This is a genomic window from Micromonospora sp. DT53 (genome assembly GCF_049841535.1).
GTDB lineage: Bacteria > Actinomycetota > Actinomycetes > Mycobacteriales > Micromonosporaceae > Micromonospora.
This window is the reverse complement of record NZ_JBNCKM010000012.1, coordinates 127,176-141,933: the sequence shown is the minus strand read 5'-3', so window position 1 is coordinate 141,933 and position 14,758 is coordinate 127,176. Positions and strand designations below refer to the sequence as shown.

General features: G+C 72.0%; 14 protein-coding genes and 1 pseudogene. 10 read left to right on the top strand and 5 right to left on the bottom strand.

Features of this window, described 5'->3' with window-relative positions; all coding sequences use genetic code 11:
- Positions 1-54 precede the first annotated feature (54 nt).
- Positions 55-1,227 carry an acyl-CoA dehydrogenase family protein gene (locus ACLQ3B_RS30400; RefSeq protein ID WP_425784113.1) on the bottom strand — a complete coding sequence of 391 codons (1,173 nt, stop codon included), beginning with the start codon at positions 1,225-1,227 and terminating at the stop codon, positions 55-57.
- A gap of 195 nt (positions 1,228-1,422) precedes the next feature.
- On the opposite strand from ACLQ3B_RS30400, the gene ACLQ3B_RS30395 reads away from it, so the two are divergent.
- The 3 genes from ACLQ3B_RS30395 to ACLQ3B_RS30385 all read left to right on the top strand — a co-directional run bounded on the left by ACLQ3B_RS30395 (position 1,423) and on the right by ACLQ3B_RS30385 (position 4,879).
- Positions 1,423-2,079, top strand: a complete 657-nt coding sequence (locus ACLQ3B_RS30395) for a TetR/AcrR family transcriptional regulator C-terminal domain-containing protein (RefSeq protein ID WP_425784112.1) — start codon at positions 1,423-1,425, stop codon at positions 2,077-2,079.
- 86 nt (positions 2,080-2,165) lie between these two features.
- Entirely contained in the window at positions 2,166-3,620 is a 1,455-nt protein-coding gene (locus tag ACLQ3B_RS30390; protein WP_425784111.1) for an aldehyde dehydrogenase family protein, read from the top strand.
- Positions 3,617-4,879, top strand: a complete 1,263-nt coding sequence (locus ACLQ3B_RS30385; protein ID WP_425784110.1) for an alcohol dehydrogenase catalytic domain-containing protein — start codon at positions 3,617-3,619, stop codon at positions 4,877-4,879. Before ACLQ3B_RS30390 ends, ACLQ3B_RS30385 begins: the two co-directional genes overlap by 4 nt.
- A gap of 39 nt (positions 4,880-4,918) precedes the next feature.
- Here ACLQ3B_RS30385 and ACLQ3B_RS30380 read toward each other — a convergent pair whose 3' ends face one another.
- Both ACLQ3B_RS30380 and ACLQ3B_RS30375 read right to left on the bottom strand, forming a co-directional pair.
- Positions 4,919-5,665 carry a phosphotransferase family protein gene (locus ACLQ3B_RS30380; RefSeq protein ID WP_425784109.1) on the bottom strand — a complete coding sequence of 249 codons (747 nt, stop codon included), beginning with the start codon at positions 5,663-5,665 and terminating at the stop codon, positions 4,919-4,921.
- A 121-nt stretch (positions 5,666-5,786) separates the two neighbouring features.
- Positions 5,787-6,074, bottom strand: coding sequence for a hypothetical protein (locus ACLQ3B_RS30375; RefSeq protein WP_231392589.1), 288 nt, complete (start codon positions 6,072-6,074; stop codon positions 5,787-5,789).
- A gap of 110 nt (positions 6,075-6,184) precedes the next feature.
- Here ACLQ3B_RS30375 and ACLQ3B_RS30370 point away from each other — a divergent pair.
- From ACLQ3B_RS30370 to ACLQ3B_RS30340, 7 genes and pseudogenes are all read left to right on the top strand, one after another.
- Positions 6,185-6,376, top strand: a pseudogene (locus ACLQ3B_RS30370) (PadR family transcriptional regulator); the annotation flags it as partial.
- Positions 6,373-6,798: a permease prefix domain 1-containing protein gene (locus tag ACLQ3B_RS30365; protein WP_425784108.1), complete on the top strand. Its 426-nt coding sequence runs from the start codon at positions 6,373-6,375 to the stop codon at positions 6,796-6,798. The pseudogene ACLQ3B_RS30370 and the gene ACLQ3B_RS30365, both read left to right, overlap by 4 nt.
- A 3-nt stretch (positions 6,799-6,801) precedes the next feature.
- Positions 6,802-7,365, top strand: coding sequence for a TetR/AcrR family transcriptional regulator (locus ACLQ3B_RS30360; RefSeq protein ID WP_425784107.1), 564 nt, complete (start codon positions 6,802-6,804; stop codon positions 7,363-7,365).
- Positions 7,358-8,632 carry an FAD-dependent oxidoreductase gene (locus ACLQ3B_RS30355; RefSeq protein WP_425784106.1) on the top strand — a complete coding sequence of 425 codons (1,275 nt, stop codon included), beginning with the start codon at positions 7,358-7,360 and terminating at the stop codon, positions 8,630-8,632. Before ACLQ3B_RS30360 ends, ACLQ3B_RS30355 begins: the two co-directional genes overlap by 8 nt.
- 150 nt (positions 8,633-8,782) lie before the next feature.
- Complete coding sequence (locus ACLQ3B_RS30350) at positions 8,783-9,454, top strand: transcriptional regulator (RefSeq protein ID WP_425784105.1); 672 nt, start codon at positions 8,783-8,785, stop codon at positions 9,452-9,454.
- A gap of 82 nt (positions 9,455-9,536) precedes the next feature.
- Entirely contained in the window at positions 9,537-11,105 is a 1,569-nt protein-coding gene (locus ACLQ3B_RS30345) for an MFS transporter (RefSeq protein WP_425784104.1), read from the top strand.
- Positions 11,106-11,116: 11 nt separating this feature from the next.
- Entirely contained in the window at positions 11,117-11,725 is a 609-nt protein-coding gene (locus ACLQ3B_RS30340; protein ID WP_425784103.1) for a TetR/AcrR family transcriptional regulator, read from the top strand.
- Between the two features lie 10 nt (positions 11,726-11,735).
- Here the strand turns inward: ACLQ3B_RS30340 and ACLQ3B_RS30335 are convergent, their stop codons facing one another.
- Positions 11,736-13,655: a helix-turn-helix domain-containing protein gene (locus ACLQ3B_RS30335; protein WP_425784102.1), complete on the bottom strand. Its 1,920-nt coding sequence runs from the start codon at positions 13,653-13,655 to the stop codon at positions 11,736-11,738.
- A gap of 14 nt (positions 13,656-13,669) precedes the next feature.
- Positions 13,670-14,452 carry a 3-hydroxybutyrate dehydrogenase gene (locus tag ACLQ3B_RS30330; protein ID WP_425784101.1) on the bottom strand — a complete coding sequence of 261 codons (783 nt, stop codon included), beginning with the start codon at positions 14,450-14,452 and terminating at the stop codon, positions 13,670-13,672.
- Between the last annotated feature and the right edge of the window lie 306 nt (positions 14,453-14,758).

Here is a 14,758-nt window from a genome sequence, read left to right as displayed (position 1 = left end):
GCGCCCGTCGCGGGGCCCGGCCGGCCGGTCAGGTCAGGAGGCGGACACCTGGGCTCAGGCCAGGTGTCCGCCGATCTTCGTGTAGCCGCGCAGCAGGTCGCGCGAGATGATCAGCCGTTGCATCTCGTCAGTGCCCTCGAAGATCCGGTAGAGCCGGACCTGCCGGTACCAGCGTTCGATGGGCAGCTCCCGGGTGTAGCCCATGCCGCCGTGGATCTGGAGCACCCGGTCGACCACGCGGTTGACCATGCCGGCGCCGTAGAGCTTGCCCATGGACGAGGCGTGCCGGGGGTCCAGGCCCGCGTCGACAGTCCACGCCGAACGCAGCACCAGCCACCGGGCCGCCTCCAACTCCGTCTCCGAGTCGGCGATCATCCACTGGATGGCCTGGTTGGCGCCGATCTTCGTGCCGAAGGTCTCCCGGGTGTTGGCGTACTCGATGGCCATCTGCAGCACCCGCTCGGCGATGCCGATGGCGTGCGACGGGATGGTGTAGCGCCCCTTGCCGATCCACTCCATGCCGAGCGTGAAGCCCTGCCCGATCTCACCGAGGATGTTGCGGTGCGGCACGCGTACGCCGTCGAAGATGAGCGAGGCGGGGCCGCCCTCGCCCATCGTCTGGATGAACTCCGAGCGCCAGCCCATCGACCGGTCCACCAGGAACGCGGTGGCACCGCCGTTGCGGGCGCCCTTCTCCCGGTCGGTCACCGCGACCACGATGGCGAAGTCGGCGTCGTGGCCGCCGGTGATGAAGGTCTTCTCGCCGTCGAGGATCCAGTCGTCGCCGTCCCGGCGGGCGGAGAGCCGGATGTTGGCGGCGTCCGACCCGGCACCCGGTTCGGTGATCGCGAAGCAGGAACGCCGCTCGCCCTCGATGGTCGGGACGAGGAACTCCCGCTTCTGCTCCTCGGTGGCGTGGAACAGGATGTTGTCCGCCTCGCCACCGAAGCGGAAGGGCACGAACGTGCGGCCCAGCTCGGTCCAGATCAACGACTGGAGTACGGCTGGCAGGTTCATTCCGCCGTACTCTTCCGGGGTGGCCAGGCCCCAGAAGCCGAACTTGCGCGCCTTGAGTTGCAGCTCGCGCACCTCGGAGTGGTCGAGGCCCGGCTGGTGCGCCCGTTCCCGGCGGAGCACCTCCGCTTCCAGGGGCATCACCTCGCGGGTGATGAACGCGCGCACGGTGTCTCGGACGGCGCGTTCCTCGTCGGACAGTGCGAAGTCCACGGTTCCCCCTCGGTCGGCGTGGCGGTGCGCCGCTGCGGACCGCAGCGGTCGTCCCTAAACTAGCGGTGTAAGTTTTCCTTCGTCCAGACCCCTTCCCGGTCGACGTGGTGGCGCCTGGCCGCAGGCGGCCCCGGATAGGGTGCGTGAACAGGTGGTTCCCCCGGGGAGGGACACCGCAGACCGAGGAGCTCTGACATGCCCCGACCTCGACGACCTCTGCTCACCCGCGACGGGATCGTCGAGACGGCGCTCGCGCTGATCGACGCCGACGGGCTCGGCGCGCTCTCCACCCGCCGACTCGCCGCCGCGCTCGGCGTGCAGGGCCCCTCGCTCTACAACCACTTCGCCACCAAGGACGAGATCCTCGACGCGGTCGCCGACACGGTCACCGGCGCCGTCGACACCGCCGGCTTCGCCAGTCGGGACTGGGTCACCGCGCTGCGGGACTGGGCATGGTCGTACCGACGGGCGCTCACCGCACACCCGAACATCGTGCCGTACCTGGCACAGGGGCCGGGTCGCCGACCGGCCGCCCTCGCCATGGCCGACGCGGTCTACGGCGGCCTGGTCCGGGCCGGTTGGCCGCCGGCCCGCGCCACCCACATCGGCGCGGCGCTGCGTTACTTCGTGGCCGGGTCGGCGCTCGGCTCGTTCGCCCGCGGGTTCGTCGAGGACCCGGAGCTGTACGCGGCGCACTACCCACACCTGCGCCAGGCGCACCGGCTCGCCGAGCACCAGCAGAGTGTGGACGAGGGCGCCTTCGCTCTCGGCCTGGACGCCCTGCTGCACGGTCTGGCCGCCGAGTACACCCGCACCGTCGGCGCGGTGGAGTCCGCCCGGCCCAACGGGTAGCGTCCAAACTCCCAGCGCTAGTTTCATCGCCCACCGCGACCCCGACCCCATCGCCATCGCCCATCGCCCGCCCTCGAAGGGACGACATGGACCTCGCCGCCCCGCCGTCGCAGTTGCCCGACTCCCATCGCCTCCGGCGCCACCTGCACGTCGGTGGGGAGTGGACGTCTCCCGCCGACGCGGATCTGATCGACGTGGAGAACCCGAGCACCGGGGAGCTGGCCGGGCAGGTGCCGGCCGGCACCCCGGCCGACGTGGATCGGGCCGTGGCCGCGGCCCGCGCCGCGTTCCCCGGCTGGTCGGCCGCCACTCCCGCCGAGCGTTCCGCCCACCTCGACCGGCTGCGCACGGCGCTCACCGACCGTGCCGACGACCTCGCCCGCACCATCGCCGTGGAGCAGGGCTCACCGCTCAAGCTCGCCAACCGGGTGCAGGTCGGCCTCCCGTTGACAGTGCTGCGCGACCACGTCGCGCTCGCCGCCCGCGCGCCAGCCGAGGAGAGCATCGGCAACTCCCTCGTCGTCCGCGAACCGATCGGCGTGGTCGGCGCGATCACCCCGTGGAACTACCCGCTGCACCAGGTGATGGCGAAGCTCGCGCCCGCCCTGGCCGCCGGCTGCACGGTGGTGCTCAAGCCCAGCGAGCTGACCCCGCTGACCGCGTACCTGCTCTTCGACGCGGTCACCGAAGCCGGGCTGCCGCCGGGGGTGCTCAACCTGGTCCCCGGCACCGGGCCCGTGGTCGGCGAAGCCCTCGCCGGGCACCCCGACGTCGACCTGGTCTCGTTCACCGGCTCCACCGCCACCGGGACGCGGATCATGCGGCTCGCCGCCGACCGGATCGCCCGGGTCGCGCTGGAGCTGGGCGGCAAGTCCGCCAACGTGATCCTCCCCGACGCCGACCTGGCCACCGCCGTCAAGGTGGGCGTCGGCAACGCCCTGCTCAACTCCGGGCAGACCTGCACCGCGTGGACCCGGATGCTTGTGCACCGCGACCGGTACGACGAAGCCCTCAACCTGATCGCCACGGCCGCGGCCGGCTACCGACTCGGCGACCCGTTCGACCCGGCGACCCGGCTCGGCCCGCTGGTCTCCGCCGCACAGGCCGAGCGGGTACGCGGCCACATCGACCGCGCCCTGGCCGACGGCGCCCGGCTGGTCGCCGGCGGGCCCGACGCCCCGGTGCCGGCCCAAGGGCACTTCGTCGCCCCGACCGTCTTCGCCGACGTGCGCCCCGACAGCGCGCTGGCCCAGGAGGAGGTCTTCGGTCCGGTGCTCGCCGTCATCCCGTTCGCCGACACCGACGAGGCGGTCGCCATCGCCAACAACTCGAAGTACGGGCTGGCCGGCGCGGTGTGGTCCGCCGACACCGACGCGGCGCTCGCGGTGGCCCGGCGGCTGCGCACCGGCGCGGTCGACATCAACGGCGCCCCGTTCAACCCGCTCGCCCCGTTCGGCGGCTACAAGCAGTCCGGCCTGGGCCGGGAGCTGGGCGTGCACGGGCTGGCCGAGTTCTGCGAGCTGAAGGCGATCCAGCGATGAGCGCTCCCGAGCGGTCCCCGGCCATCCCCGGCGGCCCCGAGCGGTCCCCGGCCGTCCCCGGCGGCCCCGAGCGGTCCCCGGCCGTCCCCGGCGGCCCCGAGCGGTCCCCGGCCGCGCCCGGCGGCGGCGAGTCGTTCCCGGCCGCGCCGGGTGGTGGCACCGAGCCGGCGTCCGCGCCGGTCACCGTCCGCGCGCTCGTCGCGCGCGGGGCCGGTGCCGAGTTGCGCATCGAGCGGGTACGCCTGCCCGCGCCCGGCCCGGGCGAGGTGCGGGTGACGATCCGGGCGGCCGGTGTCTGCCATTCCGACCTGTCCATGGTGAACGGCACCATCGCCGCGAGGTTCCCGCTGGCGCTCGGGCACGAGGCGACCGGAGTGGTGGCCGAGGTCGGGCCGGGCAGTCAGCTGACGGTCGGCACCCCGGTGGTGCTCAACTGGGCGCCGGCCTGCCGGGCCTGCTGGTGGTGCCGGCGCGGTGAGCCGTGGCTCTGCGCCGACACCACGGCCCCGACCGTGCCGCGCGGCGAGACCGACGACGGCCTCCCGCTGAACCTGACCCTCGGCCTCGGCGCGCTCGCCGAGGCGGTGGTGGTGCCCGAGCGTGCCGTCATTCCGATCCCCGCCGGGCTGCCGCCCGAGCAGGCCGCATTGCTCGGCTGCGCGGTGCTCACCGGCGTCGGCGCCGTCCGGAACACCGCGCGGGTGGCGCCCGGCGAGTCGGTCGCGGTCGTCGGGCTCGGTGGAGTCGGGCTCGCCGTGCTCAGCGCGGCCCGCCGGGCCGGTGCCACGACGATCCTGGCCATCGACGTCGCCGAGGCGAAACGAGGCCTGGCGCTCGCCGCCGGGGCGACCGACTTCCTGCTCTCCGACGACCGGCTCTCCAAGGAGGTACGCGCGCGCACCGAGGGCCGCGGTGTCGACCACGCCTTCGAGTGCGTCGGCCGGGCCACCACCATTCGCGCCGCCTGGCGGCTGACTCGACGCGGGGGAGCGGTGACAGTGGTCGGGATGGGCGCGAAGGACGACATGGTCAGCCTCGGTGCGCTGGACATCTTCCACTCCGCGCGCACGCTGCGCTCCTCGGTGTACGGCTCGTCCGACCCGGAGCGGGAGGTGCCGGTGCTGGCCGCCGAGTTGGCCGACGGCGTACTGGATCTGCGGGTGCTGGTCAGCGGCACGGTTCCGCTGGACGAGGCGCCCGCGGCGTTCGAACGGCTCGCCCGGGGCGAGGGCGCTCGCTGGGTGGTCACCCTGGACTGAGTCGGGTGGGTCGGCCACGGCCGCTCACCCTGACGCGTGTCACATCCGCGCCCGCAGCACGTCGACCTCACAGCCTGGCGACGAGGGGTCGAAGCCGTGCTGGACGAGCCAGCGGATCGCCAGCAGGCTGCGCAACGACCACCACGCCCGGATCACATCGAGGTCGACGTCGGCGCCATAGCCGGCCACGACGTCGCCGAGGTGCTCCTCGTGCCCGAGCGTCAACGTGGCGAGGTCGAAGAGGCCATCGCCGCGGCACGCCTCGGACCAGTCGAGCACGCCGGTGACCTCGTCACCGTCGACGAACACGTGGGTGATCTGGAGGTCGCCGTGCGTGAATACCGGCTTCCACGGCCGGAGCGCGGCCTCGGCGACGTGGCGGTTGCGGGTGACCAGGTCGACGGGGAGAACGCCGTTCGTGACGAGCCACTCGCACTCGCCGTCGAGCCGCGCGGCCAGCTCCTCGAGGCTCCGACCGGGCCAGGGCGGCAGCGGCGCGTCGTGCAGCGTCCGTACGGCGGCACCCGCCGCGGCCCACGCTGTCGACGACGCGGCCGACGGCTCACCGAGGCGGCCGAGCGCCCTCCCGGGCAGGGCGGCGAGCGCGAGCACGTGTGGCTTGCGCCAGATGACCTCGGGTGTCGGGACCGGTGCGATGGCCATCGCCTGGACCTCGACGTCCGCGCGCTCCGGATCGGCGTCGATCTTCAGGAACATGTCGCCGACACGCAGGGTCGCGCGTTCGCGGTGGGCGACGACGACTTCGACCTCCTGCACAGCAGGCATTATCGCGACCCGACCACCTGCATTCCAGGGCTTTTGTCGGCGGCGAGTGGTGTGCCTGGCCAGGTGCCCTGGGCTGGCTCCGGACGGGCCAACCCCGGGCACCCGGGCGACGTGCGACTGGTCAGAAGGGTGGGGCGTCCTCGCCCATCAGCGCCAGCACGACGCCGCCCTTGCCGCTCTTGAGGCCCTGGACCACGACCTTGCCGGTGCTGCCGTCGGGAAGCTCCAGGGTGAAGGTCTTTCCGACCGCGTTCTTGGGGCCGTTGCCGGCGCTGTTGGCGGGCCGGAAATCGCCTGCCCACGGCGGAGTTCCGCCCCTACGGGCTGGCTCGGCGAAGAGGGCGGCGGTGCCGGGGGTCCTGGTGCCGTCCGAGGAAAGGAGCACTGAGGCGCTGCGAAAGGTAGCCATATGCGCCAAGGCTAACCCGGACCGTGCCCGTTTGCGGCACCACAGCAGCCCGTAACGGCGATTCGGTCGCCACTGGTTGCCGGCGAAGCCATACCTAGCGGCTCGAGCGCCTCGGTCACCTGGAGTCAAGTTGGCAGGCGGTCGCCGGTGAGCGCAAGCGCAAGTACTACCGCATCACCGACCGGGGTCTGGCCGAGCTGGCCGAGCAGCGCCGGCAGTGGGACACGGTCGTGGGCGCGCTCAAGGAGGTCTGGCATGACCGTGCGCCGCTGACGGCGCACCCGCTGGAGGGCCTCGCATGACGGCCCACGATCGGCCGGAGGAGCTGGAGGCGCAGTTCGCGCAGTGGCGGCAGTACGTGCTGCGCCGCCGGGAGTTGCAAGCGGTGGACGCCGACGAGTTGGAAGACCACCTTCGCGGCTCCGTCGACGAACTCGTCGCCGCCGGCCTGAGCCCGGATGAGGCGTTCCTGGTCGCGGTGAAACGGATGGGCAGCCTCGACGACCTCTCCCGCGAGTTCGCCCGGGAACATTCGGATCGGCTGTGGAAGCAGTTGGTGCTGACCGGCGACCATCGACGTGCCGGTGCTGCTGGAGGTCACCGGACGCGGGACGGAAGGCCGCCCGTTCGACCCGGGCCGGGAGACTACTTACCAACCAAGTGGTTGACACTTGGTCACGCAGATGCTGAACTATCAACCAACCGCTTGGTTGAGAATGGCTGAGAGATGACTGAACAGCTCGACCGCCGGCAGGCCCTGGTGCACGCGGCCTTCTCGGCGATCGCCGAGAGCGGCTTCGAAGGGTTCCGGCTACGACCAATCGCTGCCGCGGCAGGCATTGACCACTCCACCCTGCACCACTATTTCCGGACCAAGGCCGATCTGATCGCCGCAGTGCTCGAGCACGTGACCAGCCAATTCGAGGCGACAATGCACACCGATCTGGAACCCGCAGCCCGGCTGCGGCACCACCTCAGCGAGATCGCCAGAGCCGTCGCGGAACGACCCGAGTTGTTCGTCGTGCTCGATGAGCTCGATCTTCGCGCTCGACGTGACGGGTCCACCGGGGCGGACATCGAGCGCGACGAACAGGGCTGGCGTGACGCGCTGGCGGCGATCTTCACCGAAGGCATCGAGCATCAGGTCTGGTCGGTGAATCTCGACGTCGCTGCCAGCGTCGAGCTGGTGATCGCCACCGTCAAGGGCATCCGCCTGCGTCCGGAAAGGGCCGAGTCGGTTGTCAACCAACTGTGCGACCTCTTCTCACCAGAAAGGCTCAGCCATGATTGACGTACTGATCGTCGGCGGTGGCATCGGCGGCCTCGCGCTCGCCCAGGGTCTGCGCAAACACGGCATCAACGTCGCCGTGTACGAGCGTGACCGGCGCCGCGACGACCGACTGGACCGCTATCGGCTGGCGATCAACCCGGCGGGCAGCCGGTCGCTGCGTGCCTGCCTGCCCGACCGACACTGGCAGGCGTTCACGGACAGCGCGGGCCGCCCCGGCGGCGGTTTCGGCTTCCTGGGCACGGACCTGCGCACGCTGGTCCTCGTCGAGGACGCACTCATGTATCCCGACGATCCCGACCCCGCGGAACGGGCCTACCCGGTCGACCGTCAGACGCTGCGCGGCGTTCTCCTCGACGGACTCGACGACGCTGTCCACTACGGCAAGACGTTCGAACGCTACGAGCTCACCGCCGACGGTCGCCCCATCGCGCACTTCGCCGACGGAACGTCCGTCACCTGCGACGTCCTGGTCGGCGCCGACGGGATCAACTCCCGGGTACGCGCGCAGTACCTGCCGACCGCCACCCAGCGGGACACCGGTGCGGTGGGTGTGGGGCTCAAGTTGCCGCTGAACGACGACACCCGTGCCTGGTTACCCGCCCGGCTTGCGGAAGGTATGAACCTCGTCCTGACCGGTGCGCCGTACTTCCTGTTCACCTCAGTTTTCGAACGCCAGAAGCCGACGGGGGACGACTACCTGCTGTGCGCGTTCGTCGCCCGTAACGAACTGTTCCCCTCGCGTCCGGAGCGCCTCGACGGCGCACAGTTGAAGGCATACATCGCCGGGTTGATCACGAACTGGCACCCCACGCTCCGTCGACTGATCGACGAGTGTCCACCGGACGACGTGAGCGTGTTTCCGTTCCAGGCGTCCGACCGTCCTGCGCCCTGGACACCCTCCCGGGTCACCGTGCTCGGCGACGCCGTGCACGGCATGCCACCGGCCGGCGGCAACGGCGCCAACACCGCACTGCGCGACGCCGCCCTGCTCACCCGCCAGTTGTCGCTGGCCGGCACCGGTCGCCTGCCGCTGCTGGACGCGATCGGCGAGTACGAGACCGAGATGCGCGAGTACGGTTTCGAAGCCGTCGACCTGGCCCTGCGGACCCTTCAGCAGGGCATGGTGAGCAACCCGCTGAACGTGGGCTTGACTCGTGGTTGGTTCAGCCTCTGCGGCATCGTGTCACCGCTGCGCCGGATGACCTTCGGCCCGAGCTGGGCCAAGATCAGCGCTCCCCGCCGCTGGGAGCGGGCCGCCGCCATCTGACGAGCTGATCCGCTCGGCATCCGGGGCAGCGCCGTCGCGTTGGCCCACCGGCTGGCGGCCCGCGGTCGGTAAATTCCGCGCCGGCGCATCCACCGCGCCCCGTTTCAGCGAACCCCCGGGTAGGGATTGTCTATCCGGGGGTGGTGTCTGGTGCTGACCGATCCGATGCCGGCGGAGGCCGTGGAGATCGCGCACAAGCAGGTGTCGCTGGCTGCCGAGGACCTGGACGGCAACGCCGTCGCCACGCTGGTGCTGGAGTTGGCCCAGGCCTGGGGCGTGCCGGCGCTCTGGGAGCAGGTCTGTCGTCCGTTGCTGGCCCGGCTGCCGGGGCGTACCGCCGCCGAGGTCGCCGTCGAGCACGCCCTCTGCGAGGGCGTGCGGGTCGGGTTGGACGTGTACCGCCGGGAGCCGGGCCGGCCACTGCCCACCGCTGGGGTGCTGGTGGCCGGTGCCGAGCGGGAGGCGCACTGCCTGGGTCTGCTCGCGCTCGCGGCCGCGTTGCGCGAGCAGGGTCGCGGCTGTCTGAGTCTCGGCCCCGCGCTGCCCTGGCCGGCGCTGACCAGTGCGGTGTACCGGGCGCGACCGCGCGCCGTGGTGCTCTGGTCGCAGACGCCGGTCACCGGCCGCGCGTACCGCCTGGTGCGTTTTGCCCGGGACTTCCCGCACCTGCGGGTGTACGGCGCGGGGCCGGGTTGGATCGAACCACTCACCGCGCCGGCGCGGCGTCTCGACTCGCTGCCGAGCGCTGTCACCGCCTGCCTGGCCGTCGCTCCCCAGCGTGATACCCACCACATACGATACGGATCGGTGCCGTATCGTTAATGCGCGCCGTAGGCTGACCCGCGTTACGAGTCTGACCCGTATCGTATTGCGGCGCGGGACAAGCGTGGGGGGAAAACCAGGCATGGAGCTGCACAACAACACCGGCCATCCGAGGAGGTGGGCGATCCTGGGGGTGCTGGTGATCAGCCTCCTCGTGGTCGTCCTCGACAACACGATCCTGAACGTCGCCCTGCGCACCCTGGCCGACCCGGTGCACGGCCTCGGCGCCAGCCAGGGCGAGCTGGAGTGGTCCATCAACTCCTACACGCTCGTCTTCGCCGGGCTGCTGTTCACCTTCGGGGTGCTCGGCGACCGCGCCGGCCGCAAGCGCTTCCTGATGATCGGTCTGCTGCTGTTCGGCCTGGCGTCGCTGCTCTCCGCGTACGCCCAGAGCCCCGGACAGCTCATCGCGGCCCGCGCCCTGATGGGGGTCGGCGGCGCGGCCATCATGCCGGTGACGCTGTCGATCATCTCCAACGTCTTCGACCCGCGCGAGCGTGGTCGGGCCATCGGTGTCTGGGCCGGCGCGGTCGGTCTCGCCGTGGCGATCGGCCCGATCCTCGGCGGCGCGCTGCTGGAGCACTTCTGGTGGGGCTCGGTCTTCCTGATCAACGTGCCGGTGGTCGTCGCCGGCGTCGTTCTGGTGGCACTGCTGGTCCCCGAGTCGCGTGACCCGCGGCCCGGCCGGATCGACGTGCTCGGCGTGCTGCTCTCCGTGGTCGGCCTGGTCGCCCTCTCCTACGGCATCATCGACGGCGGCGAGCACGGCTTCGACCGCCCGCTGGCCTGGGGCTCGATCCTGGTCGGCCTCGCGGTGCTGGGCTGGTTCGTGCAGCACGAGCGGCGCAGCGACCACCCGTCGCTGGACGTCCGACTGTTCAGGGTGCCCCGGTTCGCCGCTCCGGTCGCCATCGTCGGCCTGGTGTTCTTCGCCGCGATGGGCTCGATGTTCTTCGGCTCGTTCTACCTGCAACTCGTGCGTGACTACAGCCCGCTGCAGACCGGTCTGCTCTTCCTGCCCTTCGCCGGCGCCCAGCTGATCTTCGCGCCGCGCAGCGCCGCGATGGTCCGCCGCTACGGCGGCAAGGCCGTCGCCACCGTCGGGCTGGCGCTGACCGTGGTGTCCCTCGGCGCCTTCGTCTTCATCGGCGCCTCCACCCCGATCTGGATCGTGCTGCTCGTCTTCCTCATCCAGGGCGCCGGAATGGCCAACATCATGCCGCCGGCCACCGAGTCGATCATGTCGGCGCTGCCCCGGGAGAAGGCCGGGGTGGGCTCCGCGGTCAGCAACACCATCCGCCAGGTGGCCGGCGCGCTCGGCGTGGCCGTCCTCGGCTCGGTGCTCTCCGCGGTCTACCGCAGCGACATCGGTGACGCGCTGACCGGCCTGCCCACGCAGGCCCAGGACGCGGCCAACGAGTCGATCTCCGGGGCGTACGCCGCGGCGGGCCAGCTCGGCCCGGCGGCGCCAGGGCTGATCTCGGCGGCCAACGACGCCTTCGTCACCGCCATGCACTGGGCGGCCGGGCTCTCCGCGGTCATCGCCGCCCTCGGGATCATCGTGGTGCTGCGCTGGATGCCAGGCAAGGAGGACACGAGCGTCGCTCCGGCGGCTCCGGTCGCCGAGCCTGAACTGGCCGGCACGGCATAGGTACGGGGACAATGGCGGACATGACGTCCACTGCTGATGCTCCGCGGTCGCCCGGGCGACCGCGGAGCATCCGCGCCGACGAGGCGATCATCGAGGCAACCCTCGACCTGCTCGCCGAGGGCAGCACCATCGAGGCGTTGTCGATCGAGGCGATCGCCACCCGCGCCGGGGTGGGCAAGGCCACCATCTACCGCCGCTGGGCCGGCAAGGACGCGTTGCTGCTGGACGCGCTGCGCCGCCTCAAGGGCGTCATGGCGCAGCCGGCGGGCCACTCCGTCCGCGACGACCTGGTGTTGCTGGTGGGCGCGATCGGCAAGAACGTCGACCCACGGGCGGCCAAGATCATGCCCTGCCTGGCGCCCGCCGTGAGCCGCAGCGCCGACCAGTTCCAGCTCTACCAGAACATCATCTCGCCCCGCCGGCAGCTGATGCGCGAGGTGCTGCGGCGCGGCATCGACGAGGGGGTGCTCCGCGCCGACATCGACGTCGAGGTGACGATGGCGCTGCTCACCGGGCCGATGCTGATTCAGCGGGTGCTGCAGTGGAATCCGGACCTGGACGAGCAGACCCTGCCCGAACGGGTCGTCGACGCCGTGCTGGACGGCATCCAGGCCCGCTGACCCGCCCCGCTCAGGCGGCCGGCGCACGCAACCGGTGCAGACGCAGCGCGAGCTGCACCTCCAGCGCCCGCTCGGGCCGCTGCCAGTCGACGCCGAGCAACTGTCCGACCCGCTCCAACCGCTGGGTCACCGTGTTGACGTGCACGTGCAGTTGCTCGGCGGCCCGGGCCAGGCTGCCACCCACCCCGAAGTACGCCTCCAGCGTCTTCACCAGAGCCGTGCCCCGTCGGGCGTCGTAGTCGAGCACCGGCCCGACGGTGGCGCTCAGGAACTCGCTGACGTCCTTCTCACCCCGGTCACCGACCGTCCCCAGCAACAACCCGACGAAGCCCAGCTCCACAGTGCTCGCGCCCTGCCCGGCACGGCCCAGCGCGCCCAACGCCGTCAGGCAGCGATCGGCCTCCTGGAACGTCCCGGCCAACGCCGCCGGCGTGTTCGACGGGCCACTCGCCCCGGCGGTCACCGGTCGACCGGTCACCCGGGACAGGTCCCGGGCCACCGCGCGGGCACTGCCGCCCGCGTCCAACCCCGGCAGCATCAGCACCACCCGGCCGTCGCGCGCCGCGGCCAGCCCGCCACGAGCCGAGGCGTACGTGGTGGCCCAGGAGAGCACCCGCAACCGCGCCGAGCCGGTCGCGGCGATCGCGTCGTCGCCCACCGCCACCAGCACGTGCGGCGCGTCCAGATCCACACCGAGCCGACGGGCCCGGCTGCGCAGCGCGTCGGTGTCGCGCAACGGGCGGGCGATCAGGTCGTCCAGCAGCTCGCCACGCACCCGCCCCTCCGCCTCCGCGACCGTCCTGCGGAACAGCAGCAGCAGCGCGGTCACCAACGCCGCCCGCTCCAGGATGCGCTGGTCGGCGTCGACCAACTCGTCGTCCGGGCGCAGCACCAGGGCGCCCAGGTTCTCCGCGCCGGCCACCACTGCCGCGTACCAGAGCGGACCCCGGCGTACGCTGCGCCCCTCGGTCCGGGACGCGGCCACCGCCTCGACGATGTCCGCGCGGTCCGGCTCCTCGATCTCACCCACCCGGGCCAGCAGGCGACCCTCGGCGTCCAGCGCCAGCAGCGCCCCGCCCAGCACCTCGGTCACCGCGGCCGCCACGTCCTCCACACCGCCGCCGCGCAGCACCAGCGCGGTCATCCGGTCGTGTGCCGCCGCGGCCCGCTCCACCGAGCTGCTGTGCGCCCGGATGGTGGTGTTCGCCGCGGACAACTCCGCCAACGCCGAACGGGTCTCGGTCAGCAGCCGGGCGGTGTCGATCGCCACTGCGGCGTGCGCGGCCAGCGACACCAGCAGCGCCACCTCCTCCCGGACGAACGGCCGGGCCGAACGGTTCGCCGCGTAGAGCACCCCGATCGAGGTCGAGCCGAGCCGCAGCGGCACCCCGAGGATCGCCACCAGGCCCTCCTCGCCCACCCCGGCGTCGATCTCGCCGGTGTGGTGGAAACGCGCGTCCTCGCCGTAGTTCGCGGTGACGTACGGCGCGCCGGACTGGGCCACCAGGCCACCGAGGCCGGCGCCCATCGGCAGGCGCAGCCGCTGGAAACGGGCCGACACCGACCCGTCGGTCACCCGCATGTAGGTGTCGCCGCGTTCGTCGTCGTTGAGCGTCATGTACGCCACGTCCGCGCCGAGCAGGTGGCGGGCCCGGTGCACGATCGCCCGCAACACGTCGTCCAGGTCGCGCAGCCCGGCCAGGTCGCTGACCGTGTCGTACAGGCCGGACAGCTCGCTCTCCCGGCGGCGCCGGCGCTCCAGCAGCGCGCGGACCCGCAACGCCACCGACTTGGCCTGCTCCAGCTCGGCCAGCCGGTCCGGCGGCAGCCCGGCGGCCCGCGCGGCCACCAACGGTCCCTCGAACTCGACCGCCGCGGCCTCTCGGGCGAGCAGCTCCAGGAACTCCACCGGCGATGACATGGTCGACATTGTGCTCAGCCCCACTAGTTGGCCGTCCAGCCCCCGTCGAGGGCGATCGACGCGCCGGTGATGAACGCCGCCGGCGGCGAGCAGAGGTACGCCAACAACTCGGCGACCTCCTCCGGCTCGATCAACCGCTTGATCGCGGCCCGGGCCAACATGATCTTCTCGACCACCTCGGCCTCGTCGATGCCGTGACTGGCCGCCTGGTCCGCGATCTGGCTCTCCACCAGGGCGGTCCGCACGTACGCCGGGTTGATGCAGTTGGCGGTCACCCCGTGCGCGGCGCCCTCCAACGCGACCACCTTCGACAGCCCCTCCAGAGCGTGCTTGGCCGAGACGTAGGCCGCCTTGTACGGCGAGGCGCGCAACCCGTGCACCGAGGAGATGTTGACGATCCGCCCCCAGCCCCGGGCGTACATGTGCGGCAGCGCCCGGCGGATCAGCAGGAACGGCGCCTCCACCATCACCCGCTGGATGTACTCGAAGCGCTCGACGGGGAAGTCCTGCAACGGCGCGACGTGCTGGAGCCCCGCGTTGTTCACCACGATGTCCACGTCCACGTCGAGTGAGTCCACCGCCGCGGCGTCGGACAGGTCGACGCCCTCGGCCCGACCACCCGCCTCGGCGGCCACCGCCTTGGCGGCCTCAAGGTTGCGGTCCACCACGAGCACCTTGGCACCGGCCGCGCCCAGCCGCAGGGCACACGCCCGCCCGATGCCACCGCCGCCTCCGGTGACCAGGGCGGTCCGACCGGAGAGGTCGACCTGCACGACGTGGGGGACCACCACGGGTTCTGCCGTCATGGCGCAAGAAGTTACGAGCTGTGTGCTCCCCGGCACATGGGCCAGCGACACATACTCCGTACCCAAGCTGTGTGGCCCACCCCGCCCCACCCCGCCGCCCCTCGCGCCCGTGTCGCCCCTCGCGCCGTGCCCGTGTCGCCCCTCGCGCCGCGCCCGTGCCGCGGCCGCGCTCCGCGCCGCAAGATCGCGCAACATCCTGGATGTAGTGGCTTCCCGGCGTTTCGTGACCACTACATCCAGGATCGAGCGTGACCTTGACGGCGGTGGACGCGCGCCGAATCCCGCTCCTGGTTGCTCGGCACGGCT

Bases quoted from the DNA above. Each gene is read 5' to 3' on its own strand.
- ACLQ3B_RS30330 (WP_425784101.1), bottom strand. From the start codon at position 14,452: ATGACGGCAGAACCCGTGGTGGTCCCCCACGTCGTGCAGGTCGACCTC.
- ACLQ3B_RS30355 (WP_425784106.1), top strand. From the start codon at position 7,358: ATGATTGACGTACTGATCGTCGGCGGTGGCATCGGCGGCCTCGCGCTC.
- ACLQ3B_RS30345 (WP_425784104.1), top strand. From the start codon at position 9,537: ATGGAGCTGCACAACAACACCGGCCATCCGAGGAGGTGGGCGATCCTG.
- ACLQ3B_RS30365 (WP_425784108.1), top strand. From the start codon at position 6,373: ATGACGGCCCACGATCGGCCGGAGGAGCTGGAGGCGCAGTTCGCGCAG.
- ACLQ3B_RS30360 (WP_425784107.1), top strand. From the start codon at position 6,802: ATGACTGAACAGCTCGACCGCCGGCAGGCCCTGGTGCACGCGGCCTTC.
- ACLQ3B_RS30340 (WP_425784103.1), top strand. From the start codon at position 11,117: ATGGCGGACATGACGTCCACTGCTGATGCTCCGCGGTCGCCCGGGCGA.
- ACLQ3B_RS30390 (WP_425784111.1), top strand. From the start codon at position 2,166: ATGGACCTCGCCGCCCCGCCGTCGCAGTTGCCCGACTCCCATCGCCTC.
- ACLQ3B_RS30335 (WP_425784102.1), bottom strand. From the start codon at position 13,655: ATGTCGACCATGTCATCGCCGGTGGAGTTCCTGGAGCTGCTCGCCCGA.
- ACLQ3B_RS30375 (WP_231392589.1), bottom strand. From the start codon at position 6,074: ATGGCTACCTTTCGCAGCGCCTCAGTGCTCCTTTCCTCGGACGGCACC.
- ACLQ3B_RS30380 (WP_425784109.1), bottom strand. From the start codon at position 5,665: ATGCCTGCTGTGCAGGAGGTCGAAGTCGTCGTCGCCCACCGCGAACGC.
- ACLQ3B_RS30385 (WP_425784110.1), top strand. From the start codon at position 3,617: ATGAGCGCTCCCGAGCGGTCCCCGGCCATCCCCGGCGGCCCCGAGCGG.
- ACLQ3B_RS30395 (WP_425784112.1), top strand. From the start codon at position 1,423: ATGCCCCGACCTCGACGACCTCTGCTCACCCGCGACGGGATCGTCGAG.